The sequence below is a fragment of the Saccharicrinis sp. 156 genome (assembly GCF_050589685.1).
GTDB lineage: Bacteria > Bacteroidota > Bacteroidia > Bacteroidales > Marinilabiliaceae > Saccharicrinis.
Genome location: NZ_JBNGOS010000001.1, coordinates 124,952 through 142,671, shown reverse-complemented (window position 1 = coordinate 142,671; position 17,720 = coordinate 124,952). Strand labels below are relative to the sequence as shown.

Below are 17,720 nucleotides of genomic sequence, written 5' to 3'. Positions count from 1 at the left end.
AAAATTTATGAAACTAAACGTTGTAATATCGGTCTTACTCATTTTACTTACCGTAAGTTGTAAAAGCGTTGAGGCAAAAAAAGAAACGAATAAACCCAATATCATTTTCATTATGGCGGATGACCTGGGCTATGGTGACTTAGGTTGTTATGGGCAAACTAAAATTAAGACACCTAATCTGGATAAAATGGCAGCCGAGGGCATGAGGTTTACAGATCATTATGCAGGCTCAACAGTATGTATGCCATCACGAGCCAGTTTGTTAACCGGATACGATCAGGGACATGCTTCGGTGAGAGGAAATCCTGTTTGGACACAGAGTGGCAAACCAGTTAATCTTAAGCCAAGTGAGCTGACGGTGGCCAACGAACTTAAACAAGCAGGTTACAACACAGCAATTATTGGTAAATGGGGTCTGTCAGAAGGTAACACCGAAAGCAACATGCCTTCGGAGCATGGCTTCGATTATTTTTTAGGCTACAAAAAACATGGTCATGCGCATCATTATTATTGGGATACCTTATATCAGAATAATGAAATTTACCTGCTTGAAGGTAATGATTTTAAAACCAAACAAGGTAAGTATACCCACGATGTGTTTGTAAATGAAGCTTTAAACTACATCCAAAAAGAAAAGAACCAACCTTTTTTTCTGTATTTGGCATTAACCATTCCACATTTAGAAATCACAGTTCCCGAGGAATCAAAAGAGCCTTATTTGAATTTGGGTTGGCCCAAACGCAAAATGAATACCAAAGGACATTATAAAAACGATGCGGAAGGCAATACCTCATTTGCGGGAATGGTTTCGCGTATGGACAGGGACTTAGGTGTACTGTTTGATAAGCTGAAAGAGTATGGGATTGATGAAAATACTATTGTGTTTTTTACCAGTGACAATGGCCCTGAATATGAAAAGAAAGATAGGTTTTTCAATAGCAATGGGGACTTGCGTGGTGGAAAACGTGATTTATACGAAGGAGGAATCCGCATTCCATTCATCGCTCGTTATCCGGGAAAAATTAAAGCAGGTTCGGTAAGTGAACACCCCTCAGCTTTTTGGGATTTTTTGCCAACAGCTTGCGATTTGGCAGGGGTTGAACCTACGCACAAAGATATCAATGGAATCTCATTGCTTCCTGAGCTGATGGGTAACAAGGAAAACCAACAAAAACATGAATTTCTATATTGGGAGTTTAACGAACGTCAAGGCCCTATTCAGGCCATCAGACAAAAGGATTGGAAACTCGTTTGGAAATTGGAAGGCGAGCCTGAACTATATAATCTCTCCTCTGATATAGCTGAATCAAATAACCTCGCATTACAAGAGCCAGAAAAGCTAAAGGAGATGCTTGAAATACTAAAACAGGTGAGAACGGAGCATAGTGAATTCCCACTAGAAACGAGGGCGCTGGCTTTAAGGAAAAGAAAGAATGCTAAATGATGCAGAACCTGGCATAGAGCTAATATTAGAATTTGAGTAATCCACAATTTATGATGATGCAGACCAGGAATAACTTATTGTCGATCTCCGTTTTGTTGCTTTTTACATTTTGCTCTAAAACGGAGCGGTTACCTGTAATTGATTATAAGTTTGAAAATGCGGTAGTGAAAACCGGTGGAGATAAACTTATTGTCTCAACCGGGAAGGTTGAGCGAGTTTGGAAAATGACGGATGCTGGATTACGAACAGTCAGTTTTCGGGATTATAAAAATGGAGAAATACCAACGGTCCAACCAGAAGGAATTGAGGCAGACTGGGCTTACTTTGGTTTAATCGATGGAAACACAAAAGGGAAATTGATAAGCCTGAAGGCTAAAAAATCTAACGATGAGAATTTTACATCTGACCATATTGAGATTGTAGCAGAATTTAATTACCCCCAAGTAGAAAGTGCAGTCAAATATGTAATATGGGCTTATCCTGATGCTCCCGGTATCAGGACGCAACTTTATATTAAAGGTAAAGCTGATAAATACCTCAGCAAACCTGGTTTGAAAAAGAGGGAAGATGTTCAATTTGATCTTGTTAGCGGCATGAAAAAAAACGATTATGCTGCCGGTGCTTTTGCTGAGAGGTGCATAACAACAACCCTTCAGAGCGAAACATCAGTTCAGTTTCATGCGAAAGGTTTGGAAATGAAAAAACAATATAAGTTAGGTTTTACCTGGTGGGATTTTTCAGGTAAAGGAATCGTTCAGGATGTTCGCATTACCAGTGTGGATGGAGAAACCAATATGAAGGTTGTTTCATCCGCAAAGCTTCCTGATTTTAAAAATAGCCGTAAAAAATATGAAACAATCATCGTCGATCTTCCCTCGGAAGCGTTAATGGATGGAACCTGTCGTATCTTTTTTGATAGGTTAAAAGGGGATAAAGCACAGGTTTCAGAAATATTCATTTATGAAAAGGGTGATCGCGAAATAGAAGTGACCAATGGCACGTTGGAACGTTTAGATGAAATAAGGGCTGATAAACCATTGGGATATTCGTTAGTAGGATACCTGGATTGTGGAGAACCTATTCAAGGCGAAAAAAGGATGGCAACCGGACGGGTTGATTATCTACCTGTCAATACAGCGGGTACCCAACGCACCTACATGGGGTATTATAACGATACGCAGCACAGAAATAAGCCGGATACACCCATATTAAAAGAAAAAGTTACTGTAGAGGATGTTGATAAGGTAGAAAAGGTAAACTGGACTAACATGGTTCGCATCGACAAAGATGGCAAAGGAGTGATGATGGTGAAAGAATCGCATAAATGCGTAAACCAGTATGGAGTGGAAACCGGAGAGTTCCTGATTGACCATAGCGGTCTGAGAAATACAGGAACCTCTTTGTTTCCTTATGAAATTTCAGCAGATGAATACAAATGGTGCTGGGCATCATGGAGCATACTATATGCAGGAGGTCAGGATGAATGTGAATTGGCATTGAAGCAATTCGATCGCTTGCGTTATCCTGTTGATCCGAACCGGGATATATATGTGCAGGCTAATACATGGGGGTCGGGCCATGGCCGGGAAGCTTCAAAAGAACTTAATGTGTTACGTGAATTGGAAAGTCAGGCTGACCTGGGAATTGATATCCAGCAGATTGACGATGGCTGGCAAAACAAGCAATGGACATTGCGCAAAGACTGGTATCCTGATGGATGGGCCAATGTAGTCGCTAAATCCAATGAAACAGGGGTGAAAATTGGACTATGGGCAGCGGCGATGCCAGTAACCTACGAATCCCTGAAATGGAATTATGATAACGCTGGATTTTTAACCTATAAACTGGATTTTGCCAGTTTGGGAAATCATAGCAACATGGAGAAACTTATCGGTAAAATCAGAAAGTTTGTGGCCTATACTGACCATAAAGTGCGAGTAAATTGGGATTTAACAGAAAATGCACCCCGTTTTGGTTATTTCTGGGCCCGTGAATATGGGTGTATCTATCTCGAAAACCGCAAACCCGATAAGCCGGAAAATGTAGTTTATATACCGCATTTGGTTTTGAGGGATATCTGGCATGTATCTAAATACACGAACATCAATAAATTTCAAACTTCTATTCAAAATATAGAAAAGACCAATAGAAGGGTGAGTGATGCATATTTGCACAACCATCCTTATGCTGTAGCCATTGGATTAGTTGGTACCCCCTTATTCTTTCAGGAAACACAGTATTATTCTGATGAGGCAAGAAATCAAATAAGACCTTTGCTGGCGACCTATAAAAACTATCGCGAAGAGATGTACGATAGTTATGTTTTTCCGCTGGGGGATGAACCAAACAATGGGAACTGGACCGGGTTTCAATGGGTAAATCCTAGCGGTAATACCGGTTACTTGATGATTTTCAGGGAACTAAACAATAGCGAATCAAAAAAGGAAATCGCAATCAGGTTTTTCAAAAATAAAACGATAGAGCTAACAAATATCGAAACCGGTGAAATAAGGTCAGATACAATTAATGAAAAAGGTGAATTGAAATTTGAGCTGGAGCAACCAGCCAGTTTTAAGTTTTTGCGATATGAGGTTGCCAAATAAAAAATACGTAATGAAACATTCGATCACGTTTACTTTAGTACTTATATTTTCAATATCAAATATTCTGAGTCAGAATACCCTGCTATGGCTTAAAAATAACCAGGGAATAATAGAGGATGACCTTGGGGCGGTAATCCGTTGGGAAAACCAAATAGAGGCGTTTGGAGATGCCATACAAAGCAACCCGGAATTAGGGGGTGAGCAATTGCAGGAAACCTATCCCGGGAAAGTAAATGTTGGATTTAGCAAGGATGGGGCATTTCTCCAACTTGAAGAATCGAGTACTTATTTCTCAGATCATTCGTTTACCGTTTTTTATGTAGGGAAAGTTGGTGATGTGGGAACGGTAGCCGGACTTTTGGGCAACTTTAAAGTGAATGACAGTTGGGATAACTGTTCGGGTCTGCGCTTTGTGCGAAAAGCGAATGGGGATATAGCCTTTCAATACGGAAGACCAGCATATAAACATATGGTTTTAAACAACCTGCCCGAAAATGAATTTTTCTATTTTGGTTTTAGCTTGGATGAGAACGGGAACTATAGCTATTTTGACAATAGTTCCAGCCTATTAAAAACCGGAAAAATAGATGGGCAGATACTGCATAATACGGATAATCATGTAATAAACCTGGTGCATCAGTTAGGTGGTTCATATACCTATGATCATACTGAGGTAGCTGAATTAAAGATTATGGATGACGCCCTCAGTACAGCTGATTTTCAGGCGGTGCAAAATAGATTAATGAGTGATTATCCTGAATTGGTAAAGTCAGAATTCACCATGGATGAAGTGCTTCCTGCAGAAAGAACAAACTTAGTTGCATCTGCCGACATTATCTTATCTATGAGTCAAAATATCGACGCTACATCTTCTTACCCCAAAGTTTTTATCAACAAAAGTGAAACCGTAGCTAATGGCAGTTGGACGATAGTTGACAATAAAATGACTTATTCGCGTAATGAAGACTGGCCCAAGGGTGCTTTAGTAACAGTAAAAATCGATGAAGGTCTGATATCAACGGATGGGGTACCACTTGATATTGCTTCAAGGTCAGAATACAATTTTATGGTAGAAACCGAATACAACTATGGTGTAGAAACTGTAGTAATCGATCCCATGGCCACTGTTGATTTTCCACAAGAAGGACATAAACTGCCTTTATACCTGGTGTTGCCTGAACAAAGAGATGATAAAATACCTATTCATATTTGGGTTCATGGAGGAGGCTGGTCCGGAGGTACATCATCGGCATCAGCTGCAAGCTATTCGCCGCATGGCACCTACCTGGCAAAAAACCTGGGCATGGCAACTTTAGGGATATCATACCGCTGCAAAGGTTCCAGCGGGAATTTTACTTTAGCCATGGAAGATATAGATGCGGCATACCAATGGGCTATTGCCAATGCTGAAACCTATAATTTCGACCTAAGCAAGGTGTTTATTAGTGGTGGATCTGCAGGATCGCCCTTGGCAGCATTAGCCGCTCAGCGATATCCTTCGGTAATTGGATTTATTGGCTTTAATGGCGTTTATGACTTTGTGAATGACCAAGGTAGTTTTGGCCAATGGAATGGCTATGGCCAGGAAGATCCCAGTGCCGAAGCTAATTCTCCCATATTTCAATTAAGAGACCATCCCCCGGCAACTATTTTAATGCATGGCGATGAAGATACAACTATACCTTATACTCAAAGTAAATTGTTTGCGGATAAAATCAATGCGGAAGGTGGAGAAGCAAGAACGGTTATTTATCCCGGCGAAGTGCATGCTTTTTTTAATTTAGGTAAAGAAGAGTACGAAGATGTATTATTCGAGATGGTCAACTTTATGTTGGAAGTACTTGAAAACGAAGACGTAAATTCGGGCATAGGACACACAAACTATAATAAGAATACAGACATTATGGTTTATCCCAACCCGGTTAAAGAAGGAGGCTGTCTTGATTTCCAATTAGGCTTATATTTGAATGCCAATAATGTAAATGTTGAAATCGTAAATATTACAGGGCAAAGGATAATGAACGAGACCGTTTTACTTTATCAAGGATCGGGTAAACTTTGTTTGGAAAATAGTAAATCGGCTGCAGGCACTTATATCTTAAAAGTATTAGGAGACTCCTTTTCAGCGACGCAAAAAATTGTGGTTCAGCAATAGACGAGGAAAAACTAACTAGACATTGGACACATTCGACAAATAATTAAACTAATATTATATGAAACTAACAACAATATTTATACTCTTTTCTAGCATCACCATCTTGTTTTCTTGTGGTCGTGCTTCATCATCGAGCCAGCGCAATAATGAAGAAATAAGTGATTACAAAAAGTTGAAGTTTGCAACTTTACCAACTTGTGCTGTCGATAGTTTTTCTAATCATTCCAAAACGGAACTAATTCTGGTAGAACCGGATTATTATGTTTGGGGATTATCTGTGGTTAAATGGAATGGAGCATATCATGCATACTATTCCCGATGGAACAAAAAGTATACGTTTAATGGATGGATGACGTATAGTGAGATTGCGCATGCCGTTTCATCCAAACCTGAAGGGCCATTCGAGTTTGTGAATGTAGTGTTACATAACAAAAAAACTACGGGATGGGATATCAACAACGCGCATAATCCATATGCTATTGTAGCCGATGGGAAAATATGCTTATACTATATTTCTAACAATATTAGGGAACTCTTTAAGGAAGGAAATAACAAAGCCAGCTATCCTGACAGTATTTGGTTTAAAGAAAACAGAACACAAATTAGGAATAGCCAATGTATTGGCGTAGCCATGGCCGAAAATCCTTCAGGACCGTTTGTTCGTTCCAGGAAATCAGTTGTAAAACCTGACAATAGCAAATTCAAAAACATAGCTGTTAATCCGGCGGTCATCTACCGTAATAATCAATTTACAATGATTATGAAAGGTGATGATATGAAGTACGACAAGTGGTTCAGGATTCAGTTAGTTGGCAATGCAGATAACCCTGAAGGCCCATTCGATTTTAAACAAAAACCAGTATATGACGAAGCCCAAACCGAAGATGCCTGTATATGGTATGATGAAATATTGAATAAATATTATATGGTTTGTCATGTGATAGGAAAAAGTGAATTGGCACTCTTTAATTCAGAAAATGGAGTTGACTGGCAGCCTGATGAACGAAAAATATTTATGAAAAAGGAATTTACCCTTTCAGATGCAACTATCTGGAAACCGAAACGGGTTGAGCGTCCCTTTGTTTTGACCAACGAAAAAGGCCAGCCCATCATGCTTTATGTTGCCGTTGCTGATAAAGATGTAAGTGGTAATATTGCTATTCCTGTAAGTTATGAATTGGGCAAGTAATTACCACCTATGCATATTGTAAACGGCTGGTGATACATGTAAATAAAGTTTAAACCCGCCATATGCATTAGAAATTCTATTACCCATTGAAATTACTTTAAAACAAGACACTTGGTTGCATCACTTCAACTCACCAGAGAGATGCTCCCGAAAGTAATCGGGACAAGTGATGCCTCGTTTCAGTAATGCCTTGTTTTATTGTACTTGCAATGCCCCAATACATAATCCGGGTTAAAAGTGGAGTGCCTTGAAATACGCAAACCTTTATTCAAAAAATACAGACTCGATGATGTACCTATATATACTTTTATTTGTGAAAAACAGAAACTTCATAGTATTCTTTGTTTGTTTATTTGCGCAGCTAGCATTTGCGCAAACATTACCGTTAGATAAAGTTGATTCTCATCTTAATAATGGTATTTCAGAACATGATAGGGCTTTTTATGAAAAGAATACGATAGCTTGCATATATACAGATGAAAACGGGATGAAAATGCCATACAGGTTGTTTTTACCTCCTGGCTATAATCCAAATAAGGAATATCCCTTGTTACTTTCATTGCATGGTGCAGGCTCTAGGGGAGATGATAACTTAAAACAATTGCGCCCGTGGATAGCAGGGTGGATGGATGAAAAGGTACAGAATGAATACCCGTGTATCATTCTTATGCCCCAATGCCCTATCAAAAAGCAATGGGTGAACGTTCCCTGGAAAGAAGGTTCATATATGTTGAAAGATATTCCTATTAGTCAACCCATGAAACTGGCAAAGGAAATCTTTGACAAAATAGTAAAAGAAGAGTCTGTGGAAAAGAAACGTATTTATGTGATGGGTGCTTCAATGGGTGGTTATGGTACCTGGAATTTTGTTATGCATTATCCCAAACTTGTAGCGGCGGCTGTTCCAATATGCGGCGCAGGAGATCCGTTGATGGTAAAAAAGATCCGGAAAATTCCAATATGGGCTTTTCATGGCGATAAAGATAAGGTAGTGCCACTAACGGGTTCAACAGATATGATCAATTCATTGAAAAGCCTCAAGAAAAACAAAGCCCGCGTAACTATTTATGAGGGTGTTGGTCATAACTCGTACGCACGGGCTTGGAAAGAATCCGAATTGATTGAATGGCTTTTTAGTCAGGAGAAGCACAAATAAATACAAGGCCAAAACACCTAATGTGGTGAACGAATAAGTAAAATTTTATATAAAACGCTAAAAAAAAATGAAAAAAAGAATTATTCTTTTTCCGGTTGTAATGTTCCTTTTGTTTTCATGCCAAAATCAACCACCAAAGAAAGCGCTAAAAAAGCCGAATGTACTTTTTATTCTTGTAGATGATTATGGCTATACAGACTGCAGCGTAATGGGTAGCAAATATTACGAAACACCCAATGTTGATCGTATTGCCAATGAGGGGATGATTTTTACCGATGGATATGCCGCTTGTCGGGTTTGTAGTCCTTCACGGGCAAGTATTATTTCGGGTAAGTTTCCGGCACGACATGGTATTACCGATTGGATAGGTGCCAAAACAGGTGAAGCCTGGAGTAAAAAAGGACGGGCAACACAATTGCTCCCTCCTGAGTATAAACATACTTTAGCACTCGAATACACTACTTTGCCAGAAGCCATGAAAGAGGCCGGTTATAAAACTTTTTTTGCTGGCAAATGGCACATCGGCGGTAAAGGTTCGTGGCCTGAAGATCATGGTTTTGATATAAACAAAGGTGGTTGGGACGCCGGTAGTCCACATGGCGGATACTTTTCTCCATATAAAAATCCGAATTTGGAAAATGGTCCTGACGGAGAGAACCTCTCTATGCGTCTGGCAAATGAAACAGTCGACTTCATAAAAAACAATCAGGACACCGCATTTTTTGCTTATTTATCCTTTTACGCCGTTCACGGCCCAATACAAACGGTTCAGGAGAAATGGGCAAAATATCGAGACAAAGCCGAAGCCATGGGAATTGCGGAGACGGGTTTTAAAATGGGACACTTTCTGCCTATACGTCAATCGCAGGATAATCCGGTATATGCTGGTTTAGTGGAAGCGATGGATGATGCAGTAGGAGTAGTGCTTGATGCATTAAAAGAAATGAATTTGGATGAAAATACCATTATCTGTTTTACAGGTGATAATGGAGGTGTGGTGGCCGGAGATGCGTATGCTACGTCAAACTTTCCATTGCGAGGAGGTAAAGGTTACCAGTTTGAAGGTGGTATTCGTGAGCCATTTTTTATTAATGTACCCGGATTGGGAAATGGGCAAAGGTGTAATACGCCCGTTAGCGGAACTGACTTTTACCCAACTTTGCTTGAATTGGTAGGAGCACAGCTAAAACCGGAAGAGCATACGGATGGAGTTAGTTTAGTACCCCTTTTAAAAGGTGAAAGTATAGAAGAACGTCCGTTAATCTGGCATTATCCTCATTACGGAAACCAGGGTGGAGAGCCTTCATCAGTCATTCGTGAGGGCGATTGGAAACTCATCCATTATTACGAAGATGGTCATGAAGAATTGTATCATCTTAAAGATGATTTGGGAGAGACAAACGACCTTGCTTCGGAAAATAGTGAACGCGTTAAACAGATGAGTACGAAACTGTTTGAAATGCTCAACGAAATGGGGGCACGTTTTCCAGCCAAAGATCCAACATGGACTGCAGAACGTGAAAAGAAACACCTGAATAATGTCATCAACAAACAAATGCCTAAGCTTGAAAAACAACGCCTGAAATTATTATCCAAAGATTTTGATCCTGGCAATAACTGGTGGGGCAGTATGGTTACTAAAGATTAACACCCTTATTGGGACAAACTAAAACCAAATGGGTTATACGCCTGTCCGGGTTAAAAAGCAAAATTTTTTAATTAGTAAAATATATAACGATGAAAAATCTAACATTTCTAGTATTAGCTTGCCTTGTTTTAATGAATATGAACGGGCAGGAAAAAAAGATATGGGACGAAACAGAACAGGAAAAAACGGAACGTATGGCCTGGTGGACAGAAGCCCGGTTTGGCATGTTTATACACTGGGGCTTGTATGCCCAGGCAGCACGTCACGAGTGGGTAAAAAAACGCGAGCGTATTTCTGATGAAGATTATCAAAAATATTTCGAGATGTTTAACCCTGATCTTTTTGACCCAACAGAGTGGGCTAAAAAAGCAAAAGCAGCGGGGATGAAGTATGCAGTGATTACCACAAAGCACCATGAAGGGTTTAACATGTTTGCTTCGGAATATACCGATTATAATATCATGAACACGCCTTATGGTAAGGATATTTTAAAGGAATGGGTTGAAGCTTTCCGTGCTGAAGGGCTGGGAATTGGTTTTTACTATTCATTGATCGACTGGCATCACCCTGATTTTACTATAGATAGCAGACATCCGCAAAAGCCTCAAAATAACAAAGAGTATCAAAAGCTGAATAAAGGTCGTGACATGGCCATTTATAGAGAGTACCTGAAGAACCAGGTTCAGGAATTGCTGACGAATTATGGCAAGGTAGATATGCTTTGGTTGGATTTTTCATACCCGGGAGAGTATGGAAAAGGTAAAGAAGATTGGGGATCGGTGGAGTTAATAAAAATGGTACGTAAACTTCAACCAGAGATTATGGTTAACGACCGGTTAGACCTGAAAGAGTATCAGGGAGGTTGGGATTTTACAACCCCTGAGCAATTTAAAGTAGAGAAGTGGCCCGAAGAAAATGGTATCCGTATCCCTTGGGAAACTTGTCAGACCTTTTCCGGATCGTGGGGGTATTATCGCGATGAACATACCTGGAAAGACAATAAACAACTTTTGGTGTTGTTGATAGAGTCAGTAAGTAAAGGAGGGAACGTATTGTTAAACGTAGGTCCAACTGCGCGTGGTACATTTGATTACAGAGCAGATGAAGCCCTGGCTGGAATGGGGAAATGGATGAAATACAATAGTCGTTCAATTTATGGTTGTACGCAGGCACCTGATGATTTTGTTGCACCGGATAATACACTGTTAACCTACAATCCTAAAACAAACCGACTGTATGTACATTTACTGGATTACCCAATGCGAAACTTTTTAATGAAAGGATTTGGCGACAAAGTAAAGTATGCCCAGTTCTTGCACGATGCTTCCGAAATTAAGATTGGTAAAAAATCAGGAGCATGGGGCAACGAGGAAGCAAATAAAAACGACATTAATCTGTTGTTGCCGGTAAATAAACCGAATGTGGAGATTCCCGTGATTGAAATAATTCTAAATGACAAACAATAATTCCCATTCTGGTAAAACTTTAAAGAATTTAAAATGAAGCAGTTGATCTCAATGATTTTTGTGTTAGTATCATTTACTAGCATATATGCACAAAGTACCGTTTATACCAACGATATGGATTATGTATTGGGGGATGTAAAGCAAGCTTTTATCACAAATAGTATTACAACAGAGGCGCAGGCTGATAATCTAATTAAGGGGATGAAAAACCTGGGCGTAAATGGGATACGTATTCCTATTTATGCAGCAGGACTTAATCCCAACAAAACCATGTTCGACTATTTTTATAACAAAGCAGTAGCCGAAGGCTTTCCAATTTTTGCTAACCCGGCGCAATCAAGTGGCGGCCACCGAATAGCCAATGGAATTCTTAACGGCGATCTGACCTCTGTTCTTAACGATGCCGCTGCTACCAACACCCTGATCAATAGAATTAAGGATTTTGCCGCTGAATACCCTTGCAAATGGATCAATCCATTTAATGAAGATGGAAGGCCTGATGCTGCCTGGAGTACGAGTCAAATGAATACCATCTACGCCTCTCTTTATAATAATGTGAACGGAGCGGAATTAATAGGTCCTTGTGTATGGGGTATACCGGCCAGTATTGATGTTTTTAATAATACGACTATAAGCAATTATATTACTGTTGCTGCTACTCATAATTTGGGTTTCAATCACTCATCCTGGCCTACCTTTATTTCTGCAGCTGATGCTAAGAATTTACCAGTCTGGGATTCCGAAGTGAACCACAATGATGCTAAAGGTAATGGTACGCGTTTAGAAAAAGCTTTACAATATGAGGTGGATGGTTTGGTTTTATACAATATATGGAATACAGTCAGTTTAACGGATGGGTCCATTAATAGGGCAGGTGATGAAATTATGACTTTATGTTTAAAGAATTACACTAAGGGTGTTAATCTTGCGCTTAACGGCACCGCCACACAGTCATCCACAAACTACAGTTCTCCTGCTTCTCGGGCCATTGACGGGAATACCAATGGGAACTGGGGAAGTGGTTCGGTAACCGTTACAAACAGTGAGGCTAATGCTTGGTGGCAGGTTGATCTTGGGGCAGACAAAACAATTGGTGATATTAGGATATATAATAGAACCGATGCTTGCTGCAAAGACAGAATGTCCAATTTTACGGTATCTGTTATCAATAGTAGCGGCACAACCACCCATACTGAAACATTTACTGATTACCCTGATTTTGCGGTTACAACCAATGCTGGTAATGTACAAGGACAGATTATAAAAGTTAAACTTAACGTTACCAATGCGCTGACATTGGCAGAAGTTGAAGTTTATCAAGGAGACGTAAGCAACAATATATCTTCACCTCTTAAGTCAGTACCGGAAATAATGATTTATCCAAATCCTGCATCTAGTTTTTTCACTATCAAAGATAATATTGGTGCCACATTTGAAGTATACAATAGCCTGGGCAGATTAGTGCTTGGTAATGCTGTTGAAAGCAATCAATATAGGGTTGATATCCAGGATTTAACTTCAGGAATATATTTAGTAAAAATAAATAACAGAGGAGAGGTTTCAAATCACAAGGTAATTAAACAATAAGTTAGAACTATTTCTGATATCAAGGATATCTATGATATCATATCTGATAAATTAAGAAAAAACAAAATCAATGTGGCGTACTACAAATCCTGGAAAGACGGGATTCTTTGTTTCGAAAATAATAAATTGCCCGATACTAAAGGTTTTGGAACGAAGGTGTGGGGTGGAATTATTAGACGGAGAAATATAAACTTGCTATGTATAGGCCAAAGCCCTGGTCAAAGAGGCTATGTCACCCGTAAAGTTACAGGCTGGTTTATTAAAGTGCTTATTACGATCAGGATTTCTTTAATTAACAGCGTATGATTAAAGCTATTCGGGAGTTCCATTTGATAAATGAAAATAAATGATAAAGGCATAAAAATAATTAAAAATCTACCTTTCCTGGTTCTGGTTGTATTGGCACTTGTTGCATGTAATAACCATAAGCAGGAAAAAAGTAATGATATTAAACCCTATGATGGAAGCTGGGCATCTTTGCAAAAGATGCCTGTTCCTGATTGGTTCGACGATGGAAAAATCGGTATTTTTATCCATTGGGGATCCTATAGTGTAATCGGGCATAGAAAGGGAGGCTGGGGATATGCCGAACATGTTCCCAAAATGATGTATGAGGATCCGGAGTATTATTATCCTTATGTTGAAGAACGCTGGGGTGCTAAGCCTCCGGAATTCGGTTAAAAAGATATCATCCCTGAGTTTAAGGCTGAAAACTGGAATCCCAATGAATGGGCGGAACTGTTTGCAAATGTTGGAGCAAAGTATGTGGTGCTTACCCCAGAACACCACGATGGGTGGGCAACTGGGACTCGGACCTTACGCCGTGGAATGTGGTCGATATGGGACCTAAACGCGACTTGGTAGGCGACCTTGGTAAAGCAGTGCGCGCGAAAGGATTAAAATATGCCCCATCTTATCACCGTGAGAGGCATACCAGCTTTTTTACCACAAAAAAGTATGTAGTTGATGCAAAAGCTCGCCGCGATATTCCACTCGCTGGCGCCGATTTGCAATCGGCGAGCTGAAATAGTGCCCCCAGTTGCCCAGTTGGCGCTGATCTGTGATCAGTGTATTGTTTTGTAAAAACAAAAAGTAGTCATGTGGTTTAAGTTGTTCAACCCGCAATATGCATTAGAAATTCTATTACACATTGAAATTACTTTAAAACAAGACACTTCGTTGCATCACTTCAACTCACCAGAACGATGCTATGCCTCGTTTCAGTAATGCCTTGTTTTATTGTACTTGCAATGCTCATGACGAACCTCCAATACACAATCCGGGTTAAAAGTATTTTATTGTTTGCAGCAATGGCACCAATTACTAGGTGACACCAGCGTAACGGACTTATTTTTATCTTTATAAACAGTTCATCCAGAATAATTTTCATGAGTAGAAAATATAAATTTCATAATCCAGATGGAGTTTGTTTTGTTTGCAGTACAAAGTTGGGTAGATGTTTTTACAAAGAAACCCCGTTGATTGGAGTCTTCTTTTTTTTGCACAAAAACCTTTACAAAAAAAATACTTTTATAAACAAGATTAATCGAATCTTACATATTTTTACGGCTTATTGATTTGAGACAAATGAAACCGGTATATAGCCTATTATTTCTTTTAGCCATTGTTTTATGTTATGACTTGGTGCAAGGCCAAAGCATAAGGATGGAAAAACTTACCGCTCAGGATGGGCTTTATAGCAATCGATTATTTAAAACATACCGCGACAATTCCGGTTATTTGTGGATAGCCGGAATAAACGGTGTTGCAAAATACGATGGTTTTCATGTGGTGAATTATACCGAACATTCCGATTCCTTAAACCGGTATATTCGAGGCAACAGGTTTTACGATGTTATTCAGGATAAATCAAACCATATTTGGGTGGGTGGAAGTTCAGGATTACATAAACTCGATGCTTCAGAGAATACCTTTAAACAAGTTGCTCCAAATACGATAAAAAATGTTCAACTTTTACATTTGTTAAACGATAGTACCTTGGGTGTTTCGTGTGGAAATAAACGAAATTACGAGATAAATTGTACTACAAATTCTTTTGTTGAAACCAGTGAGGGTGCAAGAATAACTTCCGTAATTGTCGATAATTCGGGGTCTGTTTGGAAATCGACTTCCGATGGTCTGATTATCTATGATGACCAGGATACCGTGCTTGATTTCGAAACTGCTGTAAGCGATATTTGTTTTACGCCAAACGGCGATTTGTATGTGGGTTCCAGCAACGGATTAATTATTGTTCCTCAGTCGGAATTGGGGAAGGAAAACAAAGCGCTGAAACGTATTACCGAGTCGGGCGAAAAGTATAAGCTCACCAATAACGATGTAACTACAGTTGAATATTACCAAGGGCAGTTATGGGTAGGAACAAGAGTGGGTTTAAATTTGTTACAGCTCAATAAAAACGGGCAAATTTCCGAAATCCTACATTTGTACAATCAACCCAACGATCCCTATTCTTTATCAAACAATCAAATTAACGATATTTATACCGACAGCGAAGGTATTATTTGGTTATCGACTTATGGCGGATTAAATAAAATCGATCCACAACACCTTTGGTTTAGTAGTTATCGTTACAATCCGGAAGACTCTAATTCATTACACGATAATAATATTTTTCCTATTGATGGGGATACACTCGGAAATGTGTGGTTTGGAAGTTATCGAAATGGCTTGGCAAAACTAAATACACGAACAAATATTTTCACCGCTTTTAACAGTAAAACTGGTGTTGATATTAAACATGTTCGATACATATATACCGATAATAAAAATTCAATCTGGATAGTCGCTGACAACAAACTTTTTTTGACAGGTAATACCGATTTGTCGTCAGTAAATATTATTGATAAAGCAGGTGAAAACTACCCGCATGGATTTATTACTGCAATTGTTCAACATCCTGACGGGAATTATTGGATGGGAATCGGAGAGGATATCGTAGAATTGGAAAGGATTTCGGAAAGAGGATTTCAGGTACTTCATGTTTATACGGAAGACATAGGCTATGTTATTCGTTTTTTTGTTGATAGTTTTGGGCGAATCTGGGGAGGAACGAATAAAGGACTCCTTTTGATTAAGCCAGAAAAAGGCACTTTTTTAAAGTTTGATACAAATAATCAGCCCGCCTTTCGAACAAACCAAATTCAGGCAATAAACCAGGATTCTAATGGAAACCTTTGGTTGGGTTCGGTGGATGGACTCTATAAGGTGGCCAACGACAGTATTTTTCAAAATGCTCTCGAAAAAATCAAGTTTCAAGGATTTTTTGAGGAAAATGGTTTAACACATAATTATGTGTCGGGAATATTGCCCGGGGAAAATGGTGTGCTTTGGTTGAGTTCGTGGAAGGGAATTATGAAATACGATCCCGAATGTATTCGCTTATGCCGCTTTATTCCCTTTACTTTTTCAGATGGTTTAATCGACGAGAAATACAATCGCAACGCTATTTACCGCGATAAAAAGACCAATACTTATTATTTTGGAAGTGTAAATGGAGTAAATTATTTTAATCCGTTGAAGGAGTTTAAAACCATGGTTTTACCTCATGTTCTAATTAATAGAGTAGTATTAAATGGCGACCTTGTGGAGGTAAATAACAATGAATCTGAAATTGTAGCCACTATTCGTAAAAGGAGAATAATTGATCAGCTTAAAGTGGAATTTGGTTCTTCCAGTTTGTTGTCGCCCAACAAACAGGTTTTTGCATGGAAATTGGAAGGACAGGATAAAAAATGGACATTTACGCGAAATAGAGAGTTGGTGATAAAAGATATAACTCCGGGAGCGTATACACTGAAAATACGTGCGGCTTCAAAAGAAGGAAACCTAGGTGCTCCGGTGTTTATTCCAGTTGTGGTTCGATCAAACTTTCGGTGGTATGTTATATTTGGCCTTTTAATAATTCTAACGCTTGGTTTGGTCTTGTCTCTTAGAAATAACAAACATGAAATAGAACCAAAACCCAAAGAAAAAAAATACGAGTTTTCGAAATTAACCGACGATAAATCAGCGCAAACTGCTAAACGTCTTTCGGAAATTATGCGGGATGATAAACCATTTTTACAAGCCGATTTAACCGCTGATAAATTGGCAAAAATGGTGGATATAAGTGTGGGCGAACTGTCACAAATTTTAAACGAATATTTGCAAACCCGTTTTTACGAATACGTAAACAAACACCGGGTAAAAGAATTTATTTGCCTGCTGCAAACTCCCGAAGCCGAAAAATTGACCCTAACTGCCCTGTCCGAAAAGTGCGGTTTTACATCAAAATCTACTTTTTACCGTGCATTTAAAAACGAAAAAGGTATCACCCCGGCACAATTTGCAAAGTCGTTAAAAGAAAAAAGCTAGAATCGGTTGAGTTTTAATTGTTGGTGTGTAAGTGTTTGTTAATTAGTGAATAATGTGCGCAGCTGGTTAATTCAATATATCAGTTTTTTACAGAA

General features: G+C 39.1%; 10 protein-coding genes and 1 pseudogene. All 11 read left to right on the top strand.

The window, feature by feature from the left end; genetic code table 11:
- Positions 1-7 precede the first annotated feature (7 nt).
- The 11 genes and pseudogenes from ACRD64_RS00425 to ACRD64_RS00375 all read left to right on the top strand — a co-directional run bounded on the left by ACRD64_RS00425 (position 8) and on the right by ACRD64_RS00375 (position 17,625).
- Entirely contained in the window at positions 8-1,444 is a 1,437-nt protein-coding gene (locus ACRD64_RS00425; protein WP_430931169.1) for an arylsulfatase, read from the top strand.
- A gap of 50 nt (positions 1,445-1,494) precedes the next feature.
- Positions 1,495-4,047, top strand: coding sequence for a hypothetical protein (locus ACRD64_RS00420; protein ID WP_430931168.1), 2,553 nt, complete (start codon positions 1,495-1,497; stop codon positions 4,045-4,047).
- Positions 4,048-4,057: 10 nt separating this feature from the next.
- Positions 4,058-6,202, top strand: coding sequence for an alpha/beta hydrolase fold domain-containing protein (locus ACRD64_RS00415; protein WP_430931167.1), 2,145 nt, complete (start codon positions 4,058-4,060; stop codon positions 6,200-6,202).
- A gap of 58 nt (positions 6,203-6,260) precedes the next feature.
- The gene (locus ACRD64_RS00410; protein WP_430931166.1) at positions 6,261-7,391 is read left to right on the top strand and encodes a glycoside hydrolase family protein; all 1,131 of its coding nucleotides are present in this window, start codon (positions 6,261-6,263) and stop codon (positions 7,389-7,391) included.
- 286 nt (positions 7,392-7,677) lie between these two features.
- A complete protein-coding gene (locus tag ACRD64_RS00405) occupies positions 7,678-8,547 on the top strand; it encodes a dienelactone hydrolase family protein (RefSeq protein ID WP_430931165.1) in 870 nt (289 codons plus the stop codon).
- Positions 8,548-8,614: 67 nt separating this feature from the next.
- Entirely contained in the window at positions 8,615-10,195 is a 1,581-nt protein-coding gene (locus tag ACRD64_RS00400) for a sulfatase (protein ID WP_430931164.1), read from the top strand.
- Between the two features lie 89 nt (positions 10,196-10,284).
- Positions 10,285-11,661, top strand: a complete 1,377-nt coding sequence (locus ACRD64_RS00395; protein WP_430931163.1) for an alpha-L-fucosidase — start codon at positions 10,285-10,287, stop codon at positions 11,659-11,661.
- Positions 11,662-11,694: 33 nt separating this feature from the next.
- Entirely contained in the window at positions 11,695-13,248 is a 1,554-nt protein-coding gene (locus ACRD64_RS00390; RefSeq protein WP_430931162.1) for a T9SS type A sorting domain-containing protein, read from the top strand.
- 336 nt (positions 13,249-13,584) lie between these two features.
- A complete protein-coding gene (locus ACRD64_RS00385) occupies positions 13,585-13,929 on the top strand; it encodes an alpha-L-fucosidase (protein ID WP_430931161.1) in 345 nt (114 codons plus the stop codon).
- Positions 13,930-13,935: 6 nt separating this feature from the next.
- A pseudogene (locus ACRD64_RS00380) lies at positions 13,936-14,273 on the top strand (alpha-L-fucosidase).
- Between the two features lie 640 nt (positions 14,274-14,913).
- The gene (locus ACRD64_RS00375) at positions 14,914-17,625 is read left to right on the top strand and encodes a two-component regulator propeller domain-containing protein (RefSeq protein ID WP_430931160.1); all 2,712 of its coding nucleotides are present in this window, start codon (positions 14,914-14,916) and stop codon (positions 17,623-17,625) included.
- Positions 17,626-17,720: the final 95 nt, after the last annotated feature.

Coding starts and splice junctions, on each gene's coding strand:
- ACRD64_RS00425 (WP_430931169.1), top strand. CDS start 8: ATGAAACTAAACGTTGTAATATCGGTCTTACTCATTTTACTTACCGTA.
- ACRD64_RS00420 (WP_430931168.1), top strand. CDS start 1,495: ATGATGATGCAGACCAGGAATAACTTATTGTCGATCTCCGTTTTGTTG.
- ACRD64_RS00415 (WP_430931167.1), top strand. CDS start 4,058: ATGAAACATTCGATCACGTTTACTTTAGTACTTATATTTTCAATATCA.
- ACRD64_RS00410 (WP_430931166.1), top strand. CDS start 6,261: ATGAAACTAACAACAATATTTATACTCTTTTCTAGCATCACCATCTTG.
- ACRD64_RS00405 (WP_430931165.1), top strand. CDS start 7,678: ATGATGTACCTATATATACTTTTATTTGTGAAAAACAGAAACTTCATA.
- ACRD64_RS00400 (WP_430931164.1), top strand. CDS start 8,615: ATGAAAAAAAGAATTATTCTTTTTCCGGTTGTAATGTTCCTTTTGTTT.
- ACRD64_RS00395 (WP_430931163.1), top strand. CDS start 10,285: ATGAAAAATCTAACATTTCTAGTATTAGCTTGCCTTGTTTTAATGAAT.
- ACRD64_RS00390 (WP_430931162.1), top strand. CDS start 11,695: ATGAAGCAGTTGATCTCAATGATTTTTGTGTTAGTATCATTTACTAGC.
- ACRD64_RS00385 (WP_430931161.1), top strand. CDS start 13,585: ATGAAAATAAATGATAAAGGCATAAAAATAATTAAAAATCTACCTTTC.
- ACRD64_RS00375 (WP_430931160.1), top strand. CDS start 14,914: ATGGAAAAACTTACCGCTCAGGATGGGCTTTATAGCAATCGATTATTT.